The sequence below is a fragment of the Sphaerochaeta sp. genome (assembly GCF_050256055.1).
In the GTDB taxonomy this organism is placed as follows: domain Bacteria; phylum Spirochaetota; class Spirochaetia; order Sphaerochaetales; family Sphaerochaetaceae; genus Sphaerochaeta.
The window spans coordinates 35648-57353 of the sequence record NZ_JBFWIJ010000008.1; the positions used below are offsets into that span (position 1 = coordinate 35648).

The window sequence follows — 21706 nt, forward strand, 5'->3', positions numbered from 1 at the left end:
CTGCACAGTTGCTACTCCATGAAAAATCTTCTATTGGTGGCGGCAGAAGCATAGGAAGCATAGAGAACCTTCATGGTATCATAGGCTAGTGCAAATCCTGACTCCGGTTCTTTACCGGTATCAACACAGCGAAGGAAGTCCTCCAATTCACCTACATACCCACGCATTTCTTCCTCGCAGAGAAATACGTACTGCCAACCCGCTTTTGTTTCCACCTTTTCCGTCATATAGACGCCGGAAAGCTTGGAAGCGTCCGTATGATAGCACATAAAGGCATCATTGGGAGCGATTTTCCCTTCATAACATCCGTTGGAAGTATACGCCTCGACTTTGTTTCGTACACCTCCCACAATCATGTCTCCGCTGGATATGATCGCTTTGGTCCCGTCGGAAAAGGTCAGGATGGTCTCAGACCAATCCTCGACATCCTTGGGATTGGAGAGGATGGATCCCCGTTCAGATTGGCTGAGCGAACCGGTTACCTGGGAAGCATCACAGAGCACCGAAGTGACGGTAATGGTTTCACAGCGCTTTTTTGCCTCCGCCTGTTTGAGATAGAGGATGGCACTGAGGGGATGACAGCCTTGGCGGATGAGGCATCCTCCACCGTTCATCGACCAGAGTGCTGCATGAGGTGCATGGCTGCCGCTGTGCGCCTCCTCTCCTTTCAGAAGAAGCAGTTTCTCTCCGGTGGCTTCGATCATTTCACGGATTTTCACCACCGATGGGGCGTAGATGTAGTTCTCTGCATAGAACAGTTTCTCCTTCCTGCCGGAGAGAAACTGTTTCAGGTCATCCAGTTCCTCACTTACCTTGGCATACATCAGCGTTTTGTCATCCGATCCATTGCCGAAGTACCCGTTCAAGGGCTTTTCGCACACAACATGCTTGCCGCTCTCCATCGCCTGTTTGACCAAGGCGATATGTGCCTCTGGAGGTACGATGATGTCCACGATGTCCACCAGCGGGTCATTGAGCAGTTCCTCGACTGTCTGACAAGCCTTCTCAAACCCATGGCGTTTCACGAACTCCTCGGTCTGCCGGGCGTCCGCTGAACAGGCGGCATAGAGATTGGCGTGATACCCGGGGACCCGTTTGTACGCCTGGGCATGGAGGTTTGCGGCAAATCCGCATCCGATGAATCCGATATTGTATTGTTTCATGCTCGTTCCTTTTTGAGCTTGGCGAATACTCCCAGTTGGGCGAGTATCATGCCGATGATGATGATGAGAAAGAAGATACAAATGGGGCGTTGGAACATGGGAAGGAACGATCCGTCGGAGAGTCGGAGTCCCCGTCTGAGATTCGAGTCGGTCATGGGACCGAGAATGACCCCGAGCAGGAAAGGTGCTGCAGGGAAATTGGCTGACGAGAGCGCAAGCCCCACCAAACCGAAAACAAACATGACCTTCACATCGAAGAGATTGTAGTTGATCAAGTAGGAGCCGATGACGCACAAGAGGAAGATGATGGGCATCAGCAACTTTTTCTTGATCCCCAAAATCCTCACGGTCCCCCGGGCGATGAGCATGGCCAAGAGCCACATGACCAAGGAAGCTGCAATCAGATAGATGCTGACACCGTAGACAAAAGACGGTGACTCTGTCATCAACAACGGTCCGGGCCGGTACCCATGCATGAGAAACGCGGCAAGCAACACTGCCGCCGGTGCCGAACCGGGGACGGCAAGACTCAGGACAGGGATGATCGCCCCGCCGATGCACGCATTGTTTCCTGCTTCGGCGGATATGACACCCAGCTCATTACCGGTCCCGAAGGACTCAGGGTTCTTGCTCTGGCTCTTGCTCGCCCAATAGGAGAGCCAGCCTCCGGTATCTTCTCCGACACCCGGGATGATGCCGACCATCACGCCGATCAGACTGGATCGGATGATGGCCACCCAATGATGGGCAACCGAAGCGAAACCTCGTTTGGGCTCGAACTTCGATACCTTGATGGGAGTGCCTTCCCCTTCCTTCTTGAAGGCGCGGACGATCTCGGGGAATCCGAACAAACCGATCATGACGGGGATGAGTTGTATATTGGACATCAGATTTACATTACCGAAACTGAAGCGTGCGAATGTATCTACGGTATCCAGCCCGATCATCGCAACCAACAAGCCGAGAATGCCGCTTATCCAGCCTTTGAGTGCATTTCCGCTGGAGGTAAGGGCTCCGCAGATCATGATTCCGAAGATCGAAAGCAGGAAGAATTCCCAACTGGCGAATTTCAGAGCCATACTGGTCAAGAACGGGGTCAACGTCAGTACGAAAACGACGCTGAGCAGGGTGCCGAACATGCTGGACGTGGTCGCAACGAAAATTGCATGACCTCCGTCACCGCGTCGAGCCATGGGAAATCCATCCAAGGCGGTTGCGGCGGATGCAGGAGTACCTGGAATGTTCAGCAGGATCGCCGACTGACAGCCACCGGAAATCGATCCGACATAAACGCCCAACAAGGAAATGAGGGCGGTCTGAGTGGGGAAATTGTAGGTGAGTCCGGTTAAAAGTGCGATTGCCATGGTGGCGCTGAGTCCGGGAAGCATTCCCATGACCAATCCGGAACCGACCGACAAGGCAAGTACCAGGATATTCAAGGGGGAAAGAACAGTAATGACTGCCTGTGCGAGGTATTGTAAAACCATAGGTGTCTCCATTAGGGAAGTGAAACCTTAAATACGACTTGGAAGAGCAGAATTACCAAGGCGACGGTGACCAGGGCCACCAACAGGGATTTTCGAATTGATGCTGCCTTGAGAAATACCATCAATGCTAGGAGGAAGAGGGCGGAAGCCAGTGCATAGGGAATCTTGCCGATAAGCAGGAAGGCATACACGGCCATGATGAGCATTCCGCCCACCATCATCCGGATATCAGTATTGGTAAATGCCTGCCTGAACCAAAGCATCAGTGTATGCATGCGTTCTTGAAGCGAACTCTCCTGCAGACTCTTGAAAAAAAGCAGGAAGCTGAGCACCAGCAGCAAGCCTCCCAATACACTGGGAAGCAATCCGGGGGATATGGAAAAGTTCTCGATATTATACGGCGGCTTGGATGCTCGTATATATATCCTGATTCCTTCTATCGTGGTGTAGAAGCCGAGGGCTACCAACGCGAGGGAAATGGTGAAGTCTTTTTGTTTACTGTCCATGGGGGAATCCTACAAAGAAGGTGAATTCAAGACGTACCAGGGCATAGGAGAGCCCTGGTACGGTTTGAAATTTGAATCAGCGGGTGATCCCGAACTTGGCCGGATCAATGGAGACTGCTCCTGCATCATACATCAGGTAGCAGGCTTTGCTGGCAAAGGAGTCGAGGAACTTCTGGGATTCTGCACGACCCTTGGGAATGACGGAGAAACTCTTCAGAGCAGCAAAATCCAGGAATGCCTTGTCATTGACGGCAACCTCGAAAGCTGCATCAAGCTTGGCAAGCTTGTCTTCGCTCAACCCCTTGGGGATCAAGATGCCGGTGACTTCGCCCATGGGGACGAACTTCTTGGCTTCAGGATAGGAGTGAAGAATCGACTTCACCACTACGCCGGGGGCAAGCTCGATGTCGGTATCCGAAAGGGTGGCCAGACATTTTACATCGCCGCTGATGATGAGGTCCTTGTATTCGGCCAACAGCTGCGGACAGAAGTCGACTTCCCCAGCGAGGGTTGCGGTAAGAGCGGGGCCGCCGCCGGCATAGGTGATGTGCTTGTACGGAGCGCCTGCAATCGCCTTGATGACCTCAGCGCCGAAATGGCCGCCGGAACCGATGCCTGCAGTACCTGCAGTGATCTTGCCGGGGTTCGCCTTGATGGCTGCGATCAGGTCTTCGATGGTGTTGTAGGGAGAATTCTTGGGAACGATGATTGCGTTCGGAGCAAAGGTTGCAATCCAGATGTCCCAATCACGATAGGTCTTGTCGGTATATCCGTTGATCGGCATGGTGGTGAAGGCAAGCATGCCGTTGGCAAGCATGGTGTATCCATCAACCTTGGCATTCTGTACATTCAACGATCCAGCACTGCCACCGGCTCCCGGGGTGTTCACTACGTTGATGGTGGTCCCCAACTTCTGGCCCATGGCATTTGCCAATGCCCTTGCCGTGAGGTCAGTCGTACCTCCGGCTCCATAGGGAACGGTCAAGTTGATGGTCTTGGTGGGGTAGGCTTCTTCTGTATTGCCTTGGGCAAAGCAGAGACCGACAGCGAGCAGGAGCACTGTGCAGATCACAAGTGTCTTTCTCATTTTCTTATCCTCCTAGAAACTATCTCGTACAGATGTCCCTTCAACCAAGGAACAATCCTGTATGATATGCTGAAAGGGAACCTCATCGGGTCTCTGGATCTGATCCAGAAGCAGATTGGCCGCTTTCCGGCCGAGTTCGAGATCATGCATGTCCAAGTGGGTGAAGCAATTATTTCCGGCCATGATCCATTCCGGGCTGCCGATGATCAGCACAGATAGATCCTCAGGGATGCGTATACCCATTTCATGCAGGTATTTCACACCCCCAAGCGCCTGGACGTTGAAACCGAAAAACAATACGGAAATTTCCGGGTGTTCCTGCAACAGCTGCTTGGTGAGTCGGTACCCTTCCTCTGCTGAGAAACCACCTTCGGCGACGTATATTTGCTTCTTGGGGATGTGGTTTGCCTCGGCAGCATCAAAGACGGCGACTTGTCTGGCCTGCAGGTCCTCGATCGTACTGTTCCACCCAACGTAGCCGATATGCTTGTGCCCTTTGGCCAGTAGATACTGCGCTCCGACATAGCCGCAGCCATAGTTGTTCGTGGCCACCCAAAAATAATCCTTGACTCCGGGAAGCGGTCGGTCGACCACCACCATCTTGATCCCTACTTTCCTGAGCAGTTTCGTGTTCTCCGTCCCTTCCTTGGTAGGGGTGAGAATGACCCCGTCGACCCGTTGCTGGATCATGCGGTTCAGAATAGCCTTCTCCCGTTCCGGCTTGTCCCAGGTGTTGCAAATGATCAAGTCGTATCCATGCTTGACGAAAACGTCCTCACTGGCGACCACGATACGGGTGAAGAACTGGTTCTCGAACTGCGGGACGAGGATGCCGATGAGTTTTCTGCTTTTCCCTTTCAGCGAGGAAGCCCCGATGCTTTTCACGTAATCCAGTTGCTTAGCCGCTTCCAATACCTTGCGGCGCGTCTGTTCACTGATGTAGCGTCCTTCTTTCTCGTTGAGCACATAGGAGACGGTAGCAGCAGTGGTACCGGCAAGTTTGGCAACATCCTTGAGGGTCGTGTACTGTTTCATTGGTGTCCTCCTGAAGCTCGGCAAACGATTGCTTGTTGAAATATACTAATAAGCAAACGTTTGCTTATGTAGCATTGCATAGGTTTTTCAACCTGTCAAATAAAAATCATCATTTTTTTATCTGTTGCATTGCTCCTTAACAGAGCAGGCTTGTCATGCTATACTCGCCCCATGGATATCAAGCAATTCGAACCACAACGACAACAGGTCGCTTCCTTCATGAAGCGACTGTATGATCGTCAACTCACTACTGCCAGCGGTGGAAACATCAGCCTGCGCCTCGATAAGGATTTGTTCTGCATCACCCCCTCGGCCTTGGACAAGGGGCTGCTGCGAGGTGAGGACATCGCCGTGGTTACACTCGAAGGGAGGAATTTGACGCCCCACCTTCGACTGAGCATAGAGACCGAGATGCACCGCCTCCTCTTGCTCGCCCGACCTGATTGTTCGGCGATCGTGCATGCGCATCCAACCTATGTCTCGGCATTCACCGCCATCAAAAGCAACGGTGTTTGTGCCATCAACACTCATTTGATCGCAGAATCCTACTATATTCTCGAAGACCCGGTGATGGTTGACTACCGCCTGATGGGAACGGTGGATCTTGCCGAGCAAGTCGCCGTTCAGGCCATCGACCATGAGGTGCTTCTCTTGGAAAATCATGGTGCGGTGGCGCTCGGGCGGTCAATGTTGGAAGCCTTCGACAAGATGGAGCTGTTGGAACGTGCGGCCCAGATGACGGTCATCACGGAACAGATGCAAGCCAAGGGATATGAGGTTTCTCCGCTTGAGCAAGGACGTCTGAAGCAATTGATGAGAATGAAGCACGGTACGTGAGGCAGGAGAACCTGTGTGCCTCAGCGTTTGGGGTACTGCTGAGGTGATGGATGAAACTAGAACTTGAGACAATTCCCGTCTGGGATGGAGTGCAAAGCCAGAGCGAGTGCTATCTGTGCGACCTTATGGCCGAGGCTCAGAAGGATGCCATTGCGTTCCATCTGGGCAACTCTGTCATGAATCCGGAGACCAGGGTCAGAGTCAATGAATATGGTTTCTGTACCAAGCATTGGCAACTGCTGGTTGCCGCCAACAAGGCGCAGGGAGTCGCCCTCATGGCCGACACCTACCTGGCAACCACCCGTACGAAAGCAGAAGGAGCCATCAACGCCCTTTTGGGTGCGAAGCGTCCCCGGCAGGCGAAAAAGGCCATCGCTGCTTTTGCCGCTGTCATGCGTGACCGAGAAAAAGGATGTCTGGTCTGTACTGCAATGCAGGAACGATTGAACCGATATCTCTACACAACCTGCTATCTCTGGGGGGATGATCCTGCTTTCAGGGAAGCCTTACGACAAGGAAAAGGGTTCTGTCTCCACCATTTCCAACTGCTGCTCCAGACTGCCGACCAAGCGCTCTCTGCGCAGCAATACCCAATATTCGTCCATGCGATTACCGAGACGGAAGTAATGAATCTGGACAGGATAGCCAATGATGTTTCCTGGATGACCCAGAAATACAAATCAGAGAATATGGACAAGTCGTGGAACGGGTGCGAGGATGCCCACAAACGGGGAGTGGACAAGATGACCGGTCGTCATCGCGTCATAGATCCGCTTTCTTGATCCTGGTCCGTTTCCTCCGGTCCTTGAGTCCCAGAAAAAGCTGGCTCTCATCTGCATCCCCTTCCACTTGGCGTTGCTTCAACAGCGTGGTGCTTCCGTCGACTTTGTGGAAATGCAGATATTCCATCCGCTCCTGGTTGGGACGGTACAAGAGTACGTACTCCTTTTGGGGAAGAAAAGCCGCACCCAAGACAAGTTTGCATCCTTGGTTCTGCAGTTCGTGCAGGGTATCCTGTTGGACTTTGGTCAAATAATCATTGCCCAGAATCACCGCCAATGTGCGCCCGCCTTTCCGGTCATGGACCAGAACATCGCAGCCCTGTGTCAAAATGTCGACCTTCAGATCCCCGGGGAGCGAGAAATAGGTAGGGCTGGCACTGTCTTGGCTCAAACCGAGCACACCCCGCAGGCTGCGCTGCAACTGCGAGGCAAGGCAGTGGGCGAGACTGGCTTTGGCTTTCGACCAGGAAAGAACCTGCTCATCCTCAAGCACAAGCTGTTTGAGGGCCTCATGAAAAGCCTCGAAGAGCAATATGGTTGTAGAACGTCCATTCCCGGCCATGAAGTTCTCCTAGAGGAAATCAACCGACCAGTGCATCTCGGCTACATGGGAGATGGTCTGGTAGATCGAGCAGTACCGTGTTGCAGTCTCGAATGCCTTTGAGAATTTCTGTTGGTTGTCCACGCCTGTTGCCTCGACGACAATATATACTTCCTGCAAGGTGGTGGGGACTTCCTCACGTTTCTCACCCTTCACGTCAAAGCTGATATGCTCCCAACCCACACGCATTTTAACCGCCAATTCCTCGAAGGTCTTGAAGAGGCAACCGGATAATGCGCCGAGTAGGTAGTCATATGGAGCACTGGATTTTCCTATTTCAAAACTTGCACCTGCATCGGTGGCGAATTGGTAATGCCCAGGTACAAAGTCTGCACGGATATGTTTTTTGTCACCCATGAATAATTCTCCTGTCCCTGCATCATAGCCCATTTGATGTACTTTTTCCAGCAAGAGAAGCAATTATGGATGGGCAGTGTGTGCTCTACAGTGTGTTTCGGTACGGATTTACATGCACCATGCAGTGCTTGACCTCCGGAAAGCTGATCTCGATGGCATGATGCACACGCTCGGCGATACTGTGTGCATCGACCAAGGACTGTGATCCCTCGGCGGAAATCTCCACATCCACAAAGCAGCGGGAACCGAAGGTACGGGTCTGCAGCAGATCCACCCCCCGCACCCCTTCCTGGTCGAGGATGACCCGTTTGATGGAAGAAACCGTCTCCTCATCGCAGGCGTGGTCCACCATCCTGTCCATTCCATCCTTGAAAATGCCCATTCCGACTCGAAAAATGAATAGTGCAATGATGATGGCTGCTATTGAATCTGCAATCGGATAGCCAAACCGGGCTGCAACGATCCCGATCAAGCCGCCGGTGGTTGCCAGTACATCACTCTGGCTGTCCCATGAGGAAGCCATCAGGGCTGAGGAGCCGGTCTTCCTTGCCGCCCAACGGGTGTACAGGAACATGATCTCCTTGATGATGATCGAGGCAATGGCAGCGATGACGGCAAGGATACCGGGAGTCTGGTTGAGCAGATACGTTTTTTTGATGATCGTGACCGATCCATCGATCAATAAGCCAAGACCGACCACCATGATGATGCCCGAGAGCAGGATGGCGGCGATGCACTCCAGCCGTTCATGTCCGTATTGATGATCGTCATCCGATTCCTTCGCCCCTGCAGCAATGCCGATGGATGCAATGACGGAGCTGATCACATCACCTGCGTTGTTGATGCCGTCATTGAGCAACGCCCCCGAATGGGCAAAAAAACCGATGCTGATCTTACTGATGGCAAGTACCACATTATTGAGGATATTGATTCTGGAAACAATCAGTGCGAGATGCTTTTGCATGTTCTTTTCTCTCTTTTCTATGCAAAGACATCCATGGGATGGTCATTCCATGGATGATTCCCTCCACAGTAGAAGGCGTCGGCATATTTGTCAAGAAAAGCCCCGGAACAAATCCGGGGCTCATGATCAATCTTTCGGCTTGGGATAGTTGATGATCAGATGCAATTCATCCAACTGTTTCTGGTCGACTTGTGAAGGGGAGTCGTCCATCGGACTGACTGCCGCTGTATTCTTGGGGAAGGCAATGACTTCATGAATCGATGTCTGCTCGCTCATGATCATCACCATCCGATCGACACCCGGGGCGATGCCGCCATGGGGAGGCGGCCCATAACGGAAGGCATTGAGCAGGAAGCCGAAGCGTTCCTCCGCTTCCTGATCCTCGAAGTTGCAGATGCGGAAGATGCGCTTCTGCAATTCCACGTCATGAATACGAATGGAACCGGAGGCCACCTCATATCCATTGAGCACCAAGTCGTACAAATCACCTTTCACACTGCCCGGATCGGACTCGAGGGTGTCGAGATATTCGGCCTGAGGCATGCTGAACATATGGTGTGCAGCCTCCCAATGGCCTTCATCCTCATTGTACTCAAAGAGCGGGAAGTCGATGATCCAGCAGAATTCGAATCCCTTTCTGATCAAATGCAGATCCTTGCCGAGCTTGGTTCTTACGGCACTGAGGCTGGCACAGCACTTTTTCCAACTTTCGTGGGCGACAAAGAGGATCAAGTCGCCTTCCTTCGCATCCACTCGCTTCAGCAACGCTTCCTCCAAGCCAGTAAAGAACTTGGACACGCCGCCGCTCAACGACCGGTCGGCTCCTACCTTGATCCAGGCAAGACCCTGGGCGCCATAGATCTTTGCGGCTTCCTCGAGTTCGGTGATGTATTTGCGGGAGAAATCGACACCTTCGGTCCTCGGGGCACACAGTGCCTTGACGAAACCGCCTTTCGCGACAATTTCCTTGAAGGTGGAGAAGGTGGACTGTTCGGCCAGATCGTTCACATCCGAAAGCGGAACATCGAAGCGAAGGTCCGGCTTGTCGCATCCATAGGTATTGAGCGCATCGTGGTAGCTGAGTCGTCGGAAATGCACCGGAAGCTCATAATCCATGACATCCTTGAATACATGGTTGAACAATTCCTCCATCAGGGAAAGCACATCATCACGCTTGACGAAACTCATCTCCAGGTCGAGCTGGGTGAATTCAAGCTGGCGGTCCCCGCGGGCATCCTCATCCCGGTAGCATCGTGCAATCTGGAAATACTTGTCCATACCACCGACCATCAAAATCTGCTTGAGCAGCTGTGGACTCTGGGGAAGGGCATAGAACTTGCCTGGATATACGCGGCTGGGTACCAGGAAGTCCCGGGCTCCCTCGGGGGTGCTCTTGATCAAAGTCGGGGTTTCAATTTCCAGGAAACCACGGGAAGCGAGGAAGTTCCGGCAGGAAAGGATGAATTCGTGGCGGAGTCTGAGCCGCTGTTGCATCCCTTGGCTGCGCAGATCGAGATACCGGTATTTCAGACGGAGGTCCTCCCGTGTTTCCTTGCCGTCGTCGATCTGGAACGGAAGCGGCGCACACTTGCTCAGGATTTCGATCGATTCGGCTTTCACTTCAATTTCACCGGTGGACATCTCCGGATTGACCATGGAATCGGGTCTGAGGCGGACAAATCCGGTTACGGCGATGCAATACTCAAGATGCAACTCATTCGCCACTGCCTGCAGTTCTGCACTGGCATCATCATCCACCACGACTTGCGTTATTCCGTATCGGTCACGCAGGTTGATGAAATGCAAAGCGCCATGGTTGCGGTCACGATGCACCCAGCCATTGAGGACAACGTGTCTGCCGTTGTCAGCCTTGGTCAGTGCGCCACAGGTTGTTGTTCGTTGGGAAAATACTTCTTCAGCCATACTCGGTCCCTCTTGGGTCTCCTTTGGAAAGTATTCCCATACTATCGTATAGAGACCCAAAAGGCAATTGCTCCTACGAATTGAGCGACCGAACCACCACTTGTTTCTTCTGCAGGTATTCAATGGCCTGCACTGCGGCGATGGCTGCACTGGTGGTGGTTGTATAGGGAATTTTCAAGCGCATGGCGATGCTTCGGATCTCATCATCGCTGCTGTGGGCTTGGAAACCCATCGGGGTGTTGATCACCAGGGCGATCTGTCTGCTCTTCAGGTAATCAGTGACATTGGGCCGTCCCTCGTGCACTTTCTGCATGACTTCGCACATGATCCCTTCATTGAAAAGAAAAGCTGCCGTTCCCTTGGTTGCCGCGATGGAGAAGCCCAGCTCGCACAGCCGTTTCACCACGGGAAGGATTGTCATTCGATCCTTTTTATTCACACTCACGAACACCTTGCCTGCAACCGGCAGACGATTTCCTGCACTTATCTGGCTCTTGGCGAACGCCTCGCCGAATGTCTTGCCCAATCCGATCGACTCACCGGTCGAGCGCATTTCAGGTCCCAAGGCCGGATCGACGTTACTGAAACGGTCGAAGCTGAATACTGCTTCCTTCACCGCCCATCCGGTCCTGCACCTGCCCATCGCACGCTGTCCCCTGCTTTGTACCAACCCTTGTTGGACCAAGTCCTGTCCTTCCCAGATGCGTACGGCGCATTCGATCAAATCGACTCTTGAGGTCTTTGAGATGAAGGGTACTGTACGGCTTGCTCTCGGATTGACTTCGATCAGATACAACAGACCATCCTTGGCTGCAAACTGGATGTTCATCAATCCTTTCACCTTGAGTGCCAAAGCAAGCATATGCGCCCATTCCTGCATCTGCTCCAGAATCTGCGGTGAAGACTTGTAGGGCGGGAAGACTGCAGCGGAATCCCCGCTGTGGATGCCCGCCGCCTCTATATGCTGGAGGATACCCCCGATGTACAGGCTCGATCCATCCGATACCGCATCCAAGTCATACTCGAAAGCATCCTCCAGAAACTGGTCGACCAGCACCGGTTCCTCCTTGCTGGCTTCAATGTGTCCCAGCTGGGCCAGGCCTTGCTCATCGTAGACGATGTACATCCCCCTTCCGCCGAGGACAAAGGATGGTCGGATCAACACGGGGAATCCGACTTCCTGGGCAAGCGGAAGGATGTCCTCCGTCGCTTCTGCAATCCGGTTTTTCGGCTGTCTCAGGCCGAGTTCCCGTACCAGAGCAGAGAATTTCCCCCGGTCCCCTGCATCCAGAAGACCCGCAAGGCCGGTTCCGACCAGGCAAGCTCCCGAAGCGGTAAGCGAGGCGGCAAGATTCAACGGTGTCTGGCCCCCCAATTGGACCACTACCTGGTTCGTTCTTTCAAGTCGAAGGATTTCCTTCACTTCCTCAGCACACAGACTTTCCATATACAGACGGTCGCTGATATTGAAATCCGTGGAGACCGTTTCGGGATTGCTGTTGACCATGATGGTCTTCTTCCCCAATTTCCGGTAGGCGAGGGAGGCGAGCGTACAGCAGGTATCGAACTCAAGACCCTGGCCGATCCGATTCGGACCGCTTGCCAGGATTACCACCGCATTTTCTCCCAATCCGCTGGCCTCGTTGGTCTCCCCGTAGGTGGTGTAGAGATAGGGCGTCAAAGCATCGAATTCCCCTGCACAGGTGTCCACATGGTGGGTGACCGGATGCAGTTCGTAGGCATAGCGGAGCCGTTCGATGTCCTGATGGATCCTACCGGTCAAAAAGGCGATGTGCCGATCGCTGATGCCCGCTTGCTTCGCCTCAAGGAGCGTAGGGTAGTCGAGCTGCCTTTGGATGGCTTCTTCCAAGGTATATTGCTGGACAAGCAGGTTGAGGAACCATCGGTCGAAACAGGTGATACGTTCAATTTCTGCAAGGGCGTCAAGGCCTTGCCTGCACAAGGTGGTGTAGGCGGCCAGTAACCGCAGAGGATGGGCGCTCCTGAGGAAACGGTCGACATCCTCGGGGGTGTAACGGCCGGTGGCGACCAGATCACACAATCCCTCCAGTTTCCGTTCCGAAGCGCGGATGCCTTTGTTCAAGGCTTCCAGCGCGGTCCTTCCGAGTGCCAGAGCTTCCCCGACACTGCGCATCTGTGTTCCCAACGCGGAGAAGGGGAGCGGGAATTTTTCCAATTCGAACCGGGGAACCTTTACGGCGCAATAATCGAGCACCGGCTCGAAGCAGGAAACGGACTGACCGGTTATTTCGTTGACCACCTCGTCAAGCGTGTAGCCGACCGCAAGCTTTGCCGAGCATCGGGCGATTGGAAACCCGGTTGCCTTGCTTGCCAAGGCAGAAGAGCGGGAGACTCTCGGATTCATTTCGATGACCACCATCCTTCCTGTTTCCGGATGGACGGCAAACTGAACGTTGCTGCCGCCGCAGTCCACCCCCACCGCCCTGAGAATGGCGATGGATGCATTGCGCATTTTCTGATAGAGCTTGTCATCGAGGGTTTGGATGGGGGCGATCGTAATACTGTCACCGGTATGCACCCCCATCGGATCTATGTTTTCGATCGAGCAGACGATGATGGCGTTGTCGGCCTTGTCCCGCATCACCTCCATCTCGAATTCCTTCCAGCCGATCAGGGATTCCTCGATGAGGGCTTCTCCGGCCGGACTGGTTTCCAATGCATGTTCAAGCAAATCGGGGAATTCCTCGGCTGTATAGGCGATCGATCCACCCATGCCGCCCAGGGTATAGGAAGGCCGGATGATCACCGGGAAGGGGAAGGTGGCCAACACTTCCTTGCCTTCCTTGAGCGAATGCACGACTTGGCTACGCGCGCTTTCCAGACCCAAGCCTTCCACCACCTGTTTGAAGGCGCCCCGGTCCTCGGCCAATTTGATCGAAGCGATGGAAGAGCCGATGACCTCCACCCCGTATTGGATAAGCAATCCCGCCTTGTCGAGTTCGAGGGCCAGATTAAGGCTGCTCTGGCCTCCCATGGTCGTCAGGATGGCATCCGGACGTTCCCGTTGGAAAATCTGTTCTACATACTCCACCTTCAATGGATCGAGGTAGACTTGGTCGGCCAAGGAGGGGGTGGTCATGACGGTCGCCGGGTTGGGATTGAGCAGGATCACCTCATATCCCTCTTCCTTCAGGGCTTTCACCGCCTGGGTTCCGCTGTAGTCGAACTCGCAGGCTTGTCCTATGACGATCGGGCCGCTGCCTACGATCAGAATGCGTTTGATATCGCGCCGTGCACTCATGAGCGGGCCTCCTCTGCAATTTTGATGAAACGGTCGAAAATCCAGGTTGCATCCTGTGGTCCGGGGGATGCTTCGGGGTGGAACTGTACGCTGCACACCTGTTTGGCGGTGTGATACAACCCCTCTATGGTGTAGTCATTGGCGTTGCGTAGCCAGACATGTACCGCATCAGGGAGAGACGCTTCTTCACTGGCATATCCGTGGTTCTGGCTGGTGACGAAGCAGGCTTTGCTGTCAAGGTCGATGATCGGATGATTTCCTCCGTGATGACCGTACGGAAGTTTTATCGTCCTGCCTCCCAATGCCCAGGTGATCAACTGATGCCCCAGACAGATGCCGAAGACAGGGAGTTTCGTGATGACTTCCCTGGTCATCTCCACCGCCTCGATGAGCAAGGCGGGATCTCCGGGTCCGTTGGAAAGCAACATTGCATTGCATCCGGATTCGAGAATTGTTCGGGCTTTTACATCCGGGGGGAACAGGGTGACGCCGACCTTCCGCCGATAGAGTTCGGCAATGATGGAACGTTTGATGCCGAAGTCAACAAGTGCGAATCGCAGGACCGGGGTGAATGGGACGGAACCTGCAATCGGTGGATCGTAGATCACCTGCTTGGTCGCCACATTTTCGATCAGGTCCCGTTCGCCCAGATGGGGGAAGGCCCGGACCGATGCAAGGGCAGCCTCATACTGCTGCTGCGAAAGGTCCGATGTGTCCGCATCAAAGATGATGGCGTTCTGAGACCCTTTGGTGCGAAGGTGGATGGTCAGGGAACGGGTGTCGACTGAGGTGATGCCCACTACATGATGGTGGGTAAGGTATCTATCCAAAGAGACCCTCTTCATAGGAAGAGGGCCTTCATACACGGATCGTACAATCAATGCGGAACAACTGATGCCGCTGGGATGCTTCAGTCCTTCGTCAAACGCAGGATCGCATCCATAATTCCCTATGTGGGGGTAGGTCATCACCACCATCTGCCCATGATACGAGGGGTCGGTCAGGATTTCCTGATAGCCGGTCATGCTGGTGTTGAATACCAGCTCTCCTGCAACAATACCTTGGCCAAGGTGTGGTGCAGGGGCGCCGAACCTTCTTCCTTTGTACAGGGCTCCGTCTTCCAGAAGTAGAAAGCGTGTTTCCATAGCTGCTCCATCTGTGTGTATTCCAGCGGATGATAGCGAAAATGAGAAGGTTATGCAACACTATTTGCATGAATATACAACAATTTCCGGAAAATAACGAATAAATGCAACAAAATACACCAAATATGTTGCATTATTGCTGTGTATCCCCCATGGTGAAGTGTTCGGGGTTGAATGCATCTCCACCCAACCACAGATCGATGCGCAAACCACTGTCCGAGTTGTCGACACTGGCGTGTTTAATCTGCCAGCCGATCAATTTCAAGCGTGCATCCCAGGTCATGTCATGGCCTGCCATCATTCCGTAGTATTCGGCCAGCTCCGGCCTGCTCTGTTTGGGATTGAGGGCTTGGTAGATCTTTTGTATTTCCTCTTCCGACCTTATCTGGTCATCAAAGAAGCTGACATGAGCACCATCCTCTTCCTGGTGGAGGGAAACCACCAGACGAAGCGGATTGCCTTGGAGCAGGAAGTTGGTAACTTCCCCTATGAGTCGTCCGAGAAACTCTTTGCGTTTCATCGTGTGAAATCCTCCTTCGGGCGATTGGTCGAATACCATTGGAAAATGGCGACAAAAAGACTGGCGGTCAGGCCACCGGCAAACCCGTTGTTATACAGATCCAGTCCCGCATGCCATTGCGCACTCACTTCCACCATGATCAGGTGTACAAATCCTGCCAAGAGTCCGGCAAGAAATCCGAACTGGCCGGCGATGGGCGCCAATGTGGTGGAAAAAAGGGCGGCAAGCAACGGTCCCGGGGCGGTGAGGTCCTTGCCGAACACCAGGGTTGCAACAACCACGCCCAGAACAACGGGAATTGTATTCTTCAAGGTTTTTCCAAAACCTCCAAACGCCATGATGGTGAGGATTCCTCCGATGACCGGTCCGTTGACCGGTGATCCGATTGCCTGTACATAGGCAAACGCAAGCAATCCAAGCAACCCGATATTGAGCAGGGTTCCTCCGGTATACCCGGTGTCGAAGAAATCATATGGAAGGCGGCCGGACAGCTTTTGGATTTCCAACAGGCCCTTGCATCCCTGCCTGGGGTTTTCGATGAACAGCCCCAAGACCAGCAAAGCGAGGCTGAACAGCGGGACCAGCAAGAACAGGGGAAGGGAGAATGCCTCATTCCAAGTGATGGTGATGGTTTCCATCTTTCTTGCTGCAATAAGAAGGTTTGCTGCAAACAGGCCGATGAAACCACAGCTGAATCCGATGTTGTAGAGATTGTATCCCTGGTGGAGCTGCAACATGGATCCTGCAACGGCAGGAAGTATGAACCCGACTGCAATGCCGCTTGCAAGTCCCAACGGGATGGAAAAAAGAGGATGCAAGCCGAGCGAGAACATGAGGTAGGTGACCAGCGGACCCAAGGCGGTACCGAAGAGGGCTATCAGGCTGTAGGACCCGAAGCTCTTGTGGGCGAACTTGCTGGCAAGAAACACCCCGAGCATGATGGGAATGCAGTTGAGCAGCGTATTGCCGAAGAAAGAGAACCCCATCATGGTCAGGATGGCAGAAAGAGTGGGGCCCGAAAGGCTGACCGAGGCGTTGAAGACCAAAATCAGGGCAAGGACGCCGACGGTGGCTGCATTGAACATTGCAGTACCCACGCCTTCGAAGGTGAAGTCATTGATCAGTCTGGCGCTCTTGGTCTGCAGCACCAATGTTTGTTTGAGAACCTCCACGGGACCTTCTGTGATGATTCCTGTCAGGGCCAACATCGTGATGAGCATGATCATCACCAGATACAAGGTACGTTCTGTTCGCTGCACGGTGCCTCCTGTTGTCTCTACTTGCATGCTAGCCGGTGGGACAAGCGTGTGCAAGTCAATTTTGCCAAAGAAGAAGGCCGCCATTTGCAGAGGCGGCCTTCTTGGCGGGAAATACGAGCTTTCAGTACAACAGAGATATGGTTCCGCTGACCGTGTTCATCTGGACGGTATGTGATGCGTCCCCTTCCTGGACGTTGGTTTTCTTTTGTTCCTGACTCTGTCCGTTGAACCGGATGTCGCCGCTGAGCGTGGAGGCGGTGATATCCAGGTCCTTGGTTTTGCGCAGATCCAGATCGAGGGTTCCGCTGGTGGAGGACGCTTTCAGCGAGCCTTGGCTCGACAGATTTGCCTGCGTTTGGATGCTGCCGCTGATGCTCTTGAGCACGGCATCCTTCGTTTGGATCTGCTGCACCTCGATCGTACCGCTGGTTGTCGCCAGTTCCACCGAGCGGGCAGCGGTTATGCTGCTTGCATCGATGCCTCCGCTCACTGAGGCAAGTTTCACTTGGTCCTTTGCCTCCAGCGAAAGAATATCCAGACCCCCGCTGGTGCTCTTCAGCTCCACCCGATTGGCTTTGAGTGCCGGGATGACCCGGATGTCACCGGACACCGATGCTGCTTCAAGGAAATCGACGGTATCGACGGGCAGGGTGACCACCAAGGGAGCGGGCGTATAGGAAACGAAATGCAGGAACCAGTGTTCGACGGGCTTGACCTCAACGGTTACCAGGTTTCCTTTCTTGTCGACATGGAGGACATCGCGTTCATTTCCGCCGACCGAGAAGGAAATCTGTTTGGCATTCGGATCCACCTCGATGACGATATCGTTGGTGATGGTTGATATCTTCAGGGAATCGGATGCCTGGAATGCCAGATTCTGCGTGCTTCGGTTTTCCGTTCCCCGTCTTTCCCAACCTTTGACGAAGGAAAAGACGATCGAAAGGAGGATGACCAGGATGATCAAGAAGATCTTGTTGGCCTTGGTATCACTGAGCATATCACTGTCCTTGTTGGAAACGATCGTCCCAATCCCGTTCCTTGTTGAACATTTCGCTTTCCATCTTCTCAACCTTGCGCTTGAGCCGTTCGTATTCGGCTTTCAGCTCTTCCTCACTCTGTGAGCTCGAGGAAGCTGTGCTGTTGTTCGTATAGATGGTTTCGCTTGCCTCATAACCCGGATTCATGGGGATGAGCAGAGCCGCTGCAAGGTAGATCAATGCACCAGGGAAGACTCCGGTGAACAGAATCACCAGGAACACAATCAACCGGACGGGTTCGGCGGGCAGGTCGCGCCATTCAGCAAGGCCGGTGCAAACCCCGAAAATCTTTCCCCGAGGGGATCTGTACAATTTTTTGGTAGCCATAGCAATCATTCCTTCCATTCCTTATCGTGTACACCTTCGGTTTTCTCCCTCCGGTTGTTCATTATTGTTTCCAGATTCGCAAGCCGCTGCTGCAGATCGTTGATACCCTTTTTCAGCTCTTCTCGTTTCGAACCCTGCTGCCAGGCGACGAAGGAAGGGTCCCAGGACGCATCCTTCTTGCCTTTGCCGTGTTTGATCCTGACATCACTGTAGGTCCCCGGGGGAAATCCCATTTCCATCTCCCGCATTCTCAGCGCCGCTTCGATTTTCTTCTTACGTAGCGTATAGCGATGGTCGATGGTTGAAACGATGATGATGAACGTGAAGATGACCGAGAGAATCCATACCGCTTGCATGTCACACCCCTTCCTTATAATCCGGCCCGTTTGCGAAGTTCTGCGATCTCGGCATCGATGTCATCCATCTCCTCCAAGTCCCTGAATTTCTCGTCGAGGGAGGAAGCAGTCCGCCGATTCAGGTCATTGTTGGCCTGCATGCGGTCGATCTTCTCTTCCATATCATTGAACCGGTTGAAGGTGGCTCCTTCATTCGCCCGTCTAAGGGTCTCTTGGGCAGCCTGTTCCTCGCGGGCACGCTTGGCTCGTTCGGCCATCATCTGGTATTTCTGTTTGACGGCGGTCAACTTGTCCTCGATCTGATTGATTTCGCCTTTTGCCGTCTTGATCAGTTCATCATACGAAGCCAGTTCCTCACTCAGGTGGTCGAGGGTGGCCTTCGCCTGCTTTCTTTCCAACAAGGCTTCACGTGCCAGATCCTCGCGTCCCTTGCTGATGGCAAGCTCCGCCCGGTTCTGCCAGCGTTCGACGGCATTGAGTGCTTCCTTGTACGAGCGATCCGTCTTTGCCCTGCTGGCCATCTTGGCCGCACAGGAACTCTTCAGCTCGATCAAGGTATCTTCCATTTCCTGCATCATCAACTTGATCATCTTTTCCGGATCTTCCGCCTTATCCAGCAGCGAGTTGATATTTGCATTGACTATGTCCAAGAATCTTGAAAATACTCCCATACTCTTTCTCCTTAGGTAGTAGTACCACCTGTGTGTCTGAAAATCCAGATGCACGAACCGTGCCAATAATTGAAATTGTCTAAAAAATCTGCTAATTCGCCAAATTACCAAGGATTGCGTATGTCCCTCTTTTCTCCCTTCGTCTGCTGTGGTACCCTAACGCTGGTGAAACCGGCCAATGATGGCAAAATTTACCAAGTGAGGAATGTCCCATGGATGCAGTGCAGGGAGGATACAATCAACAGCCGCTCGGGGAGAGCGAGGTGTTTCTTGATTTCCAAAGCAAACTCAGCAGGGCTGCAACCGTCAACCGTTCGGTATTGCTGGTAGGCGAACGGGGAAGCGGAAAGGAAATCGCCGCCAGAAGGCTGCATTATCTTTCTTTGCGATGGCAACAGAACCTGGTGACGGTCAACTGTGCAGCCCTTCCGCCCTCCTTGATAGAGACCGAGCTCTTCGGATATGAACAGGGAGCCTTCACCGGAGCCCAGAAAACCCGCAAAGGTCGGTTCGAGGAGGCCGAGGGAGGGACGCTCTTCCTGGATGAGATCGGCCTCATCCCTCTGGAAGTCCAGGAGAAAATCCTGCGGGTGGTTGAGTACGGCACATATGAACGAGTCGGTTCTTCGGTGACCCATGAAGCGAATGTCAGGATCATCGGAGCGACCAATGCCGACCTGCCCACCCTCTGCGATGAGGGAAAGTTCAAGGAGGACCTGCTTGACCGGCTCTCATTTGAGGTGTTGTTCTTACCGCCACTGCGTGAACGGGGTGAGGATATTCTGCTGCTTGCAACCTACTTCGCTTCAAAAATGGCCTTGGAATGCGGCAGGAAGGAAATGCCCTCCTTCTCGGATGATGTGCAACAGCAACTGCTTGCCTATCCATGGCCGGGCAACGTCCGGGAATTGAAGAACGTCATCGAACGGGCGGTCTATCGAAGTGATTGCGCCCTCATCGAACACCTGCAGTTCAATCCCTTTGCAAATCCATTTTCACCGGTTCGGATGAATACAGCCGAAACCGAGGAGCCGACGACGGAACACCCGCTGGATCTGCTCGGTTTCGAGCAGGCGAGGATAGAGCTTGATGTCTCCTACTTGTCCCAAGCCCTTGCCAATGCAGGGGGGAATCAGAAGGAAGCAGCAAAGCTGCTCGGCCTCACCTACGACCAGTTGCGGGGGTTGTATCGGAAATATCAGGACCGTCTGTAAAGATCGGACAGAACATCAACGATGTTCTGTCCAGAGAGAAATGCTCTATATTGTCATGAGAATTCGTGTATTGCGACTATCGTGAGGGAAGCATTACTGCTGCGAGCAGATAAGCGATGGTAACCGGTACGAACCCCACCGAGAAGAGCAGGACGATACCGACAATCCGCAGCAGTCCTACCGGCAGTCCCGACCAGGTTGCCAAGCCTTGGAATACCCCCAAGATCAGACCTCGTCTTTCCCGATAGAGGGTTCTCCCCTCTTCTCTGGTGTAGTACTCCATTATTTCTGCTCCTTCTTCTTGCTCATCGACTGCTTCAGACTCTCCAGTTCGGCCTCAAGAGCACTGTCGTTCTCCATCTTGGTGAACTCGTCGCTGGCAGTGGGGGTGCCGTGGTAGCCTGCCATCTCTGCATCGGCTTCCATCCGTTCGATCTTGCTTTCCAGCTCGCTGAACTTGCGGGCAAGCTCCGCACTGTCACTGTTCTTCAGCGTCATGGCGACCTGCTTCTTTTCCTTTGCGCTTCTGGCGCGCTGGACCAGGATCTGCTGCTTGTCCTTCACTTCCTTCAATTTGTCGGAAATCTGGGCAAGTTGGCTGGTCTGGCTGGTAAGGATCGAGGCGATGGTGGCCAGCTGTTCGTCGCAACGCTTCACTTGTTCAGAAGCAAACCGCTTCTCAACCAAAGCCTCTCTGGCCAGGTCTTCCCTGCCGTTGGTGATGGCGAGCTTCGCCCGGTCTTCCCAACGAAGGACGGATTTTTCGAATTCAGCCTTTTCCCGTGCCAAGCTCGTCTGTTCGGCTTTTCTGGCAGCCATGGAAGAACGAGCCTTGGTCTGTGTCTCCTCCAGTTCGGTGATCATCAGGCTGATCATTTTTGCCGGATCCTCAAGCTTGTCCAAAGCACTATTGACATGGGAATTGAAGATATCGGCGATACGTTTGAACATCTGCATCATTGTCTCCTTTCGCCACTGTGTGGCTGGTATGGTTTCGTTTTGTACATAGACACTATTGCATATGGCGTGCCAACTTTCTAAAAGCAGTGAAAACACGCTGTTTTTTTCGGAGAAATCGTGAAAATCCGGTTGATTTGCATTGGTGATGGTGAAAAATGCCAATTGCCTTGGGAATCAATGCCATTACATTCA

General features: G+C 53.3%; 22 protein-coding genes. 3 read left to right on the forward strand and 19 right to left on the reverse strand.

Annotated features, from left to right (window positions below; translation table 11 throughout):
* Positions 1 to 11 precede the first annotated feature (11 nt).
* The 5 genes from AB7C91_RS04800 to AB7C91_RS04820 all read right to left on the reverse strand — a co-directional run bounded on the left by AB7C91_RS04800 (position 12) and on the right by AB7C91_RS04820 (position 5278).
* The gene (locus tag AB7C91_RS04800; protein WP_332446536.1) at positions 12 to 1163 is read right to left on the reverse strand and encodes a Gfo/Idh/MocA family oxidoreductase; all 1152 of its coding nucleotides are present in this window, start codon (positions 1161 to 1163) and stop codon (positions 12 to 14) included.
* A complete protein-coding gene (locus AB7C91_RS04805) occupies positions 1160 to 2650 on the reverse strand; it encodes a tripartite tricarboxylate transporter permease (RefSeq protein WP_332446537.1) in 1491 nt (496 codons plus the stop codon). Before AB7C91_RS04805 ends, AB7C91_RS04800 begins: the two co-directional genes overlap by 4 nt.
* 11 nt (positions 2651 to 2661) lie before the next feature.
* On the reverse strand, positions 2662 to 3156 hold the full coding sequence (locus AB7C91_RS04810; RefSeq protein ID WP_332446538.1) for a tripartite tricarboxylate transporter TctB family protein: 495 nt from the start codon (positions 3154 to 3156) through the stop codon (positions 2662 to 2664).
* Between the two features lie 76 nt (positions 3157 to 3232).
* Complete coding sequence (locus tag AB7C91_RS04815; RefSeq protein WP_428589578.1) at positions 3233 to 4243, reverse strand: Bug family tripartite tricarboxylate transporter substrate binding protein; 1011 nt, start codon at positions 4241 to 4243, stop codon at positions 3233 to 3235.
* 12 nt (positions 4244 to 4255) lie between these two features.
* Entirely contained in the window at positions 4256 to 5278 is a 1023-nt protein-coding gene (locus tag AB7C91_RS04820; RefSeq protein ID WP_332446540.1) for a LacI family DNA-binding transcriptional regulator, read from the reverse strand.
* Positions 5279 to 5449: 171 nt separating this feature from the next.
* Here AB7C91_RS04820 and AB7C91_RS04825 point away from each other — a divergent pair, with 171 nt between their 5' ends.
* The gene (locus tag AB7C91_RS04825; RefSeq protein ID WP_332446541.1) at positions 5450 to 6115 is read left to right on the forward strand and encodes a class II aldolase/adducin family protein; all 666 of its coding nucleotides are present in this window, start codon (positions 5450 to 5452) and stop codon (positions 6113 to 6115) included.
* Positions 6116 to 6165: 50 nt separating this feature from the next.
* Positions 6166 to 6897, forward strand: coding sequence for a DUF6062 family protein (locus tag AB7C91_RS04830; protein WP_428589582.1), 732 nt, complete (start codon positions 6166 to 6168; stop codon positions 6895 to 6897).
* On the opposite strand, the gene AB7C91_RS04835 is transcribed toward AB7C91_RS04830, so the two are convergent.
* The 12 genes from AB7C91_RS04835 to AB7C91_RS04890 all read right to left on the reverse strand — a co-directional run bounded on the left by AB7C91_RS04835 (position 6878) and on the right by AB7C91_RS04890 (position 19340).
* Positions 6878 to 7459, reverse strand: a complete 582-nt coding sequence (locus AB7C91_RS04835) for a hypothetical protein (protein WP_332446543.1) — start codon at positions 7457 to 7459, stop codon at positions 6878 to 6880. The genes AB7C91_RS04830 and AB7C91_RS04835 overlap by 20 nt on opposite strands.
* Before the next feature lie 9 nt (positions 7460 to 7468).
* The gene (locus tag AB7C91_RS04840) at positions 7469 to 7855 is read right to left on the reverse strand and encodes an OsmC family protein (protein WP_332446544.1); all 387 of its coding nucleotides are present in this window, start codon (positions 7853 to 7855) and stop codon (positions 7469 to 7471) included.
* Positions 7856 to 7940: 85 nt separating this feature from the next.
* Positions 7941 to 8819: a cation diffusion facilitator family transporter gene (locus AB7C91_RS04845; protein ID WP_332446545.1), complete on the reverse strand. Its 879-nt coding sequence runs from the start codon at positions 8817 to 8819 to the stop codon at positions 7941 to 7943.
* 126 nt (positions 8820 to 8945) lie between these two features.
* Complete coding sequence (gene aspS / locus AB7C91_RS04850) at positions 8946 to 10742, reverse strand: aspartate--tRNA ligase (protein ID WP_332446546.1); 1797 nt, start codon at positions 10740 to 10742, stop codon at positions 8946 to 8948.
* 73 nt (positions 10743 to 10815) lie between these two features.
* Entirely contained in the window at positions 10816 to 14025 is a 3210-nt protein-coding gene (carB, locus tag AB7C91_RS04855; RefSeq protein WP_428589588.1) for a carbamoyl-phosphate synthase large subunit, read from the reverse strand.
* Positions 14022 to 15170 (reverse strand): glutamine-hydrolyzing carbamoyl-phosphate synthase small subunit, encoded by a 1149-nt coding sequence (gene carA / locus AB7C91_RS04860; RefSeq protein WP_332446548.1) that lies wholly within the window; start codon positions 15168 to 15170, stop codon positions 14022 to 14024. Before carA ends, carB begins: the two co-directional genes overlap by 4 nt.
* A gap of 133 nt (positions 15171 to 15303) precedes the next feature.
* Positions 15304 to 15690 (reverse strand): hypothetical protein, encoded by a 387-nt coding sequence (locus tag AB7C91_RS04865; RefSeq protein ID WP_332446549.1) that lies wholly within the window; start codon positions 15688 to 15690, stop codon positions 15304 to 15306.
* Entirely contained in the window at positions 15687 to 16949 is a 1263-nt protein-coding gene (locus AB7C91_RS04870) for a DUF1576 domain-containing protein (protein WP_332446550.1), read from the reverse strand. The genes AB7C91_RS04865 and AB7C91_RS04870 overlap by 4 nt, the downstream gene beginning before the upstream one ends.
* A gap of 121 nt (positions 16950 to 17070) precedes the next feature.
* The gene (locus tag AB7C91_RS04875; RefSeq protein ID WP_428589592.1) at positions 17071 to 17946 is read right to left on the reverse strand and encodes a DUF4097 family beta strand repeat-containing protein; all 876 of its coding nucleotides are present in this window, start codon (positions 17944 to 17946) and stop codon (positions 17071 to 17073) included.
* A 1-nt stretch (position 17947) separates the two neighbouring features.
* A complete protein-coding gene (locus AB7C91_RS04880; protein WP_332446552.1) occupies positions 17948 to 18313 on the reverse strand; it encodes a PspC domain-containing protein in 366 nt (121 codons plus the stop codon).
* 5 nt (positions 18314 to 18318) lie between these two features.
* Positions 18319 to 18669: a hypothetical protein gene (locus AB7C91_RS04885; RefSeq protein WP_332446553.1), complete on the reverse strand. Its 351-nt coding sequence runs from the start codon at positions 18667 to 18669 to the stop codon at positions 18319 to 18321.
* 14 nt (positions 18670 to 18683) lie between these two features.
* Complete coding sequence (locus AB7C91_RS04890) at positions 18684 to 19340, reverse strand: PspA/IM30 family protein (RefSeq protein ID WP_332446554.1); 657 nt, start codon at positions 19338 to 19340, stop codon at positions 18684 to 18686.
* Positions 19341 to 19552: 212 nt separating this feature from the next.
* Here AB7C91_RS04890 and AB7C91_RS04895 point away from each other — a divergent pair, with 212 nt between their 5' ends.
* Positions 19553 to 20554 carry a sigma 54-interacting transcriptional regulator gene (locus tag AB7C91_RS04895; RefSeq protein ID WP_332446555.1) on the forward strand — a complete coding sequence of 334 codons (1002 nt, stop codon included), beginning with the start codon at positions 19553 to 19555 and terminating at the stop codon, positions 20552 to 20554.
* Between the two features lie 76 nt (positions 20555 to 20630).
* On the opposite strand, the gene AB7C91_RS04900 is transcribed toward AB7C91_RS04895, so the two are convergent.
* Positions 20631 to 20837 carry a PspC domain-containing protein gene (locus AB7C91_RS04900; RefSeq protein ID WP_332446556.1) on the reverse strand — a complete coding sequence of 69 codons (207 nt, stop codon included), beginning with the start codon at positions 20835 to 20837 and terminating at the stop codon, positions 20631 to 20633.
* Complete coding sequence (locus AB7C91_RS04905) at positions 20837 to 21511, reverse strand: PspA/IM30 family protein (RefSeq protein WP_332446557.1); 675 nt, start codon at positions 21509 to 21511, stop codon at positions 20837 to 20839. The genes AB7C91_RS04900 and AB7C91_RS04905 overlap by 1 nt, the downstream gene beginning before the upstream one ends.
* Positions 21512 to 21706 lie beyond the last annotated feature (195 nt).

Bases quoted from the DNA above. Each gene is read 5' to 3' on its own strand.
- AB7C91_RS04845 (WP_332446545.1), bottom strand. From the start codon at position 8,819: ATGCAAAAGCATCTCGCACTGATTGTTTCCAGAATCAATATCCTCAAT.
- AB7C91_RS04810 (WP_332446538.1), bottom strand. From the start codon at position 3,156: ATGGACAGTAAACAAAAAGACTTCACCATTTCCCTCGCGTTGGTAGCC.
- AB7C91_RS04900 (WP_332446556.1), bottom strand. From the start codon at position 20,837: ATGGAGTACTACACCAGAGAAGAGGGGAGAACCCTCTATCGGGAAAGA.
- carA (WP_332446548.1), bottom strand. From the start codon at position 15,170: ATGGAAACACGCTTTCTACTTCTGGAAGACGGAGCCCTGTACAAAGGA.
- AB7C91_RS04830 (WP_428589582.1), top strand. From the start codon at position 6,166: ATGAAACTAGAACTTGAGACAATTCCCGTCTGGGATGGAGTGCAAAGC.
- carB (WP_428589588.1), bottom strand. From the start codon at position 14,025: ATGAGTGCACGGCGCGATATCAAACGCATTCTGATCGTAGGCAGCGGC.
- aspS (WP_332446546.1), bottom strand. From the start codon at position 10,742: ATGGCTGAAGAAGTATTTTCCCAACGAACAACAACCTGTGGCGCACTG.
- AB7C91_RS04805 (WP_332446537.1), bottom strand. From the start codon at position 2,650: ATGGTTTTACAATACCTCGCACAGGCAGTCATTACTGTTCTTTCCCCC.
- AB7C91_RS04825 (WP_332446541.1), top strand. From the start codon at position 5,450: ATGGATATCAAGCAATTCGAACCACAACGACAACAGGTCGCTTCCTTC.
- AB7C91_RS04820 (WP_332446540.1), bottom strand. From the start codon at position 5,278: ATGAAACAGTACACGACCCTCAAGGATGTTGCCAAACTTGCCGGTACC.
- AB7C91_RS04895 (WP_332446555.1), top strand. From the start codon at position 19,553: ATGGATGCAGTGCAGGGAGGATACAATCAACAGCCGCTCGGGGAGAGC.
- AB7C91_RS04840 (WP_332446544.1), bottom strand. From the start codon at position 7,855: ATGGGTGACAAAAAACATATCCGTGCAGACTTTGTACCTGGGCATTAC.
- AB7C91_RS04905 (WP_332446557.1), bottom strand. From the start codon at position 21,511: ATGCAGATGTTCAAACGTATCGCCGATATCTTCAATTCCCATGTCAAT.
- AB7C91_RS04880 (WP_332446552.1), bottom strand. From the start codon at position 18,313: ATGGCTACCAAAAAATTGTACAGATCCCCTCGGGGAAAGATTTTCGGG.
- AB7C91_RS04890 (WP_332446554.1), bottom strand. From the start codon at position 19,340: ATGGGAGTATTTTCAAGATTCTTGGACATAGTCAATGCAAATATCAAC.
- AB7C91_RS04800 (WP_332446536.1), bottom strand. From the start codon at position 1,163: ATGAAACAATACAATATCGGATTCATCGGATGCGGATTTGCCGCAAAC.
- AB7C91_RS04865 (WP_332446549.1), bottom strand. From the start codon at position 15,690: ATGAAACGCAAAGAGTTTCTCGGACGACTCATAGGGGAAGTTACCAAC.
- AB7C91_RS04835 (WP_332446543.1), bottom strand. From the start codon at position 7,459: ATGGCCGGGAATGGACGTTCTACAACCATATTGCTCTTCGAGGCTTTT.
- AB7C91_RS04885 (WP_332446553.1), bottom strand. From the start codon at position 18,669: ATGCAAGCGGTATGGATTCTCTCGGTCATCTTCACGTTCATCATCATC.
- AB7C91_RS04815 (WP_428589578.1), bottom strand. From the start codon at position 4,243: ATGAGAAAGACACTTGTGATCTGCACAGTGCTCCTGCTCGCTGTCGGT.
- AB7C91_RS04875 (WP_428589592.1), bottom strand. From the start codon at position 17,946: ATGCTCAGTGATACCAAGGCCAACAAGATCTTCTTGATCATCCTGGTC.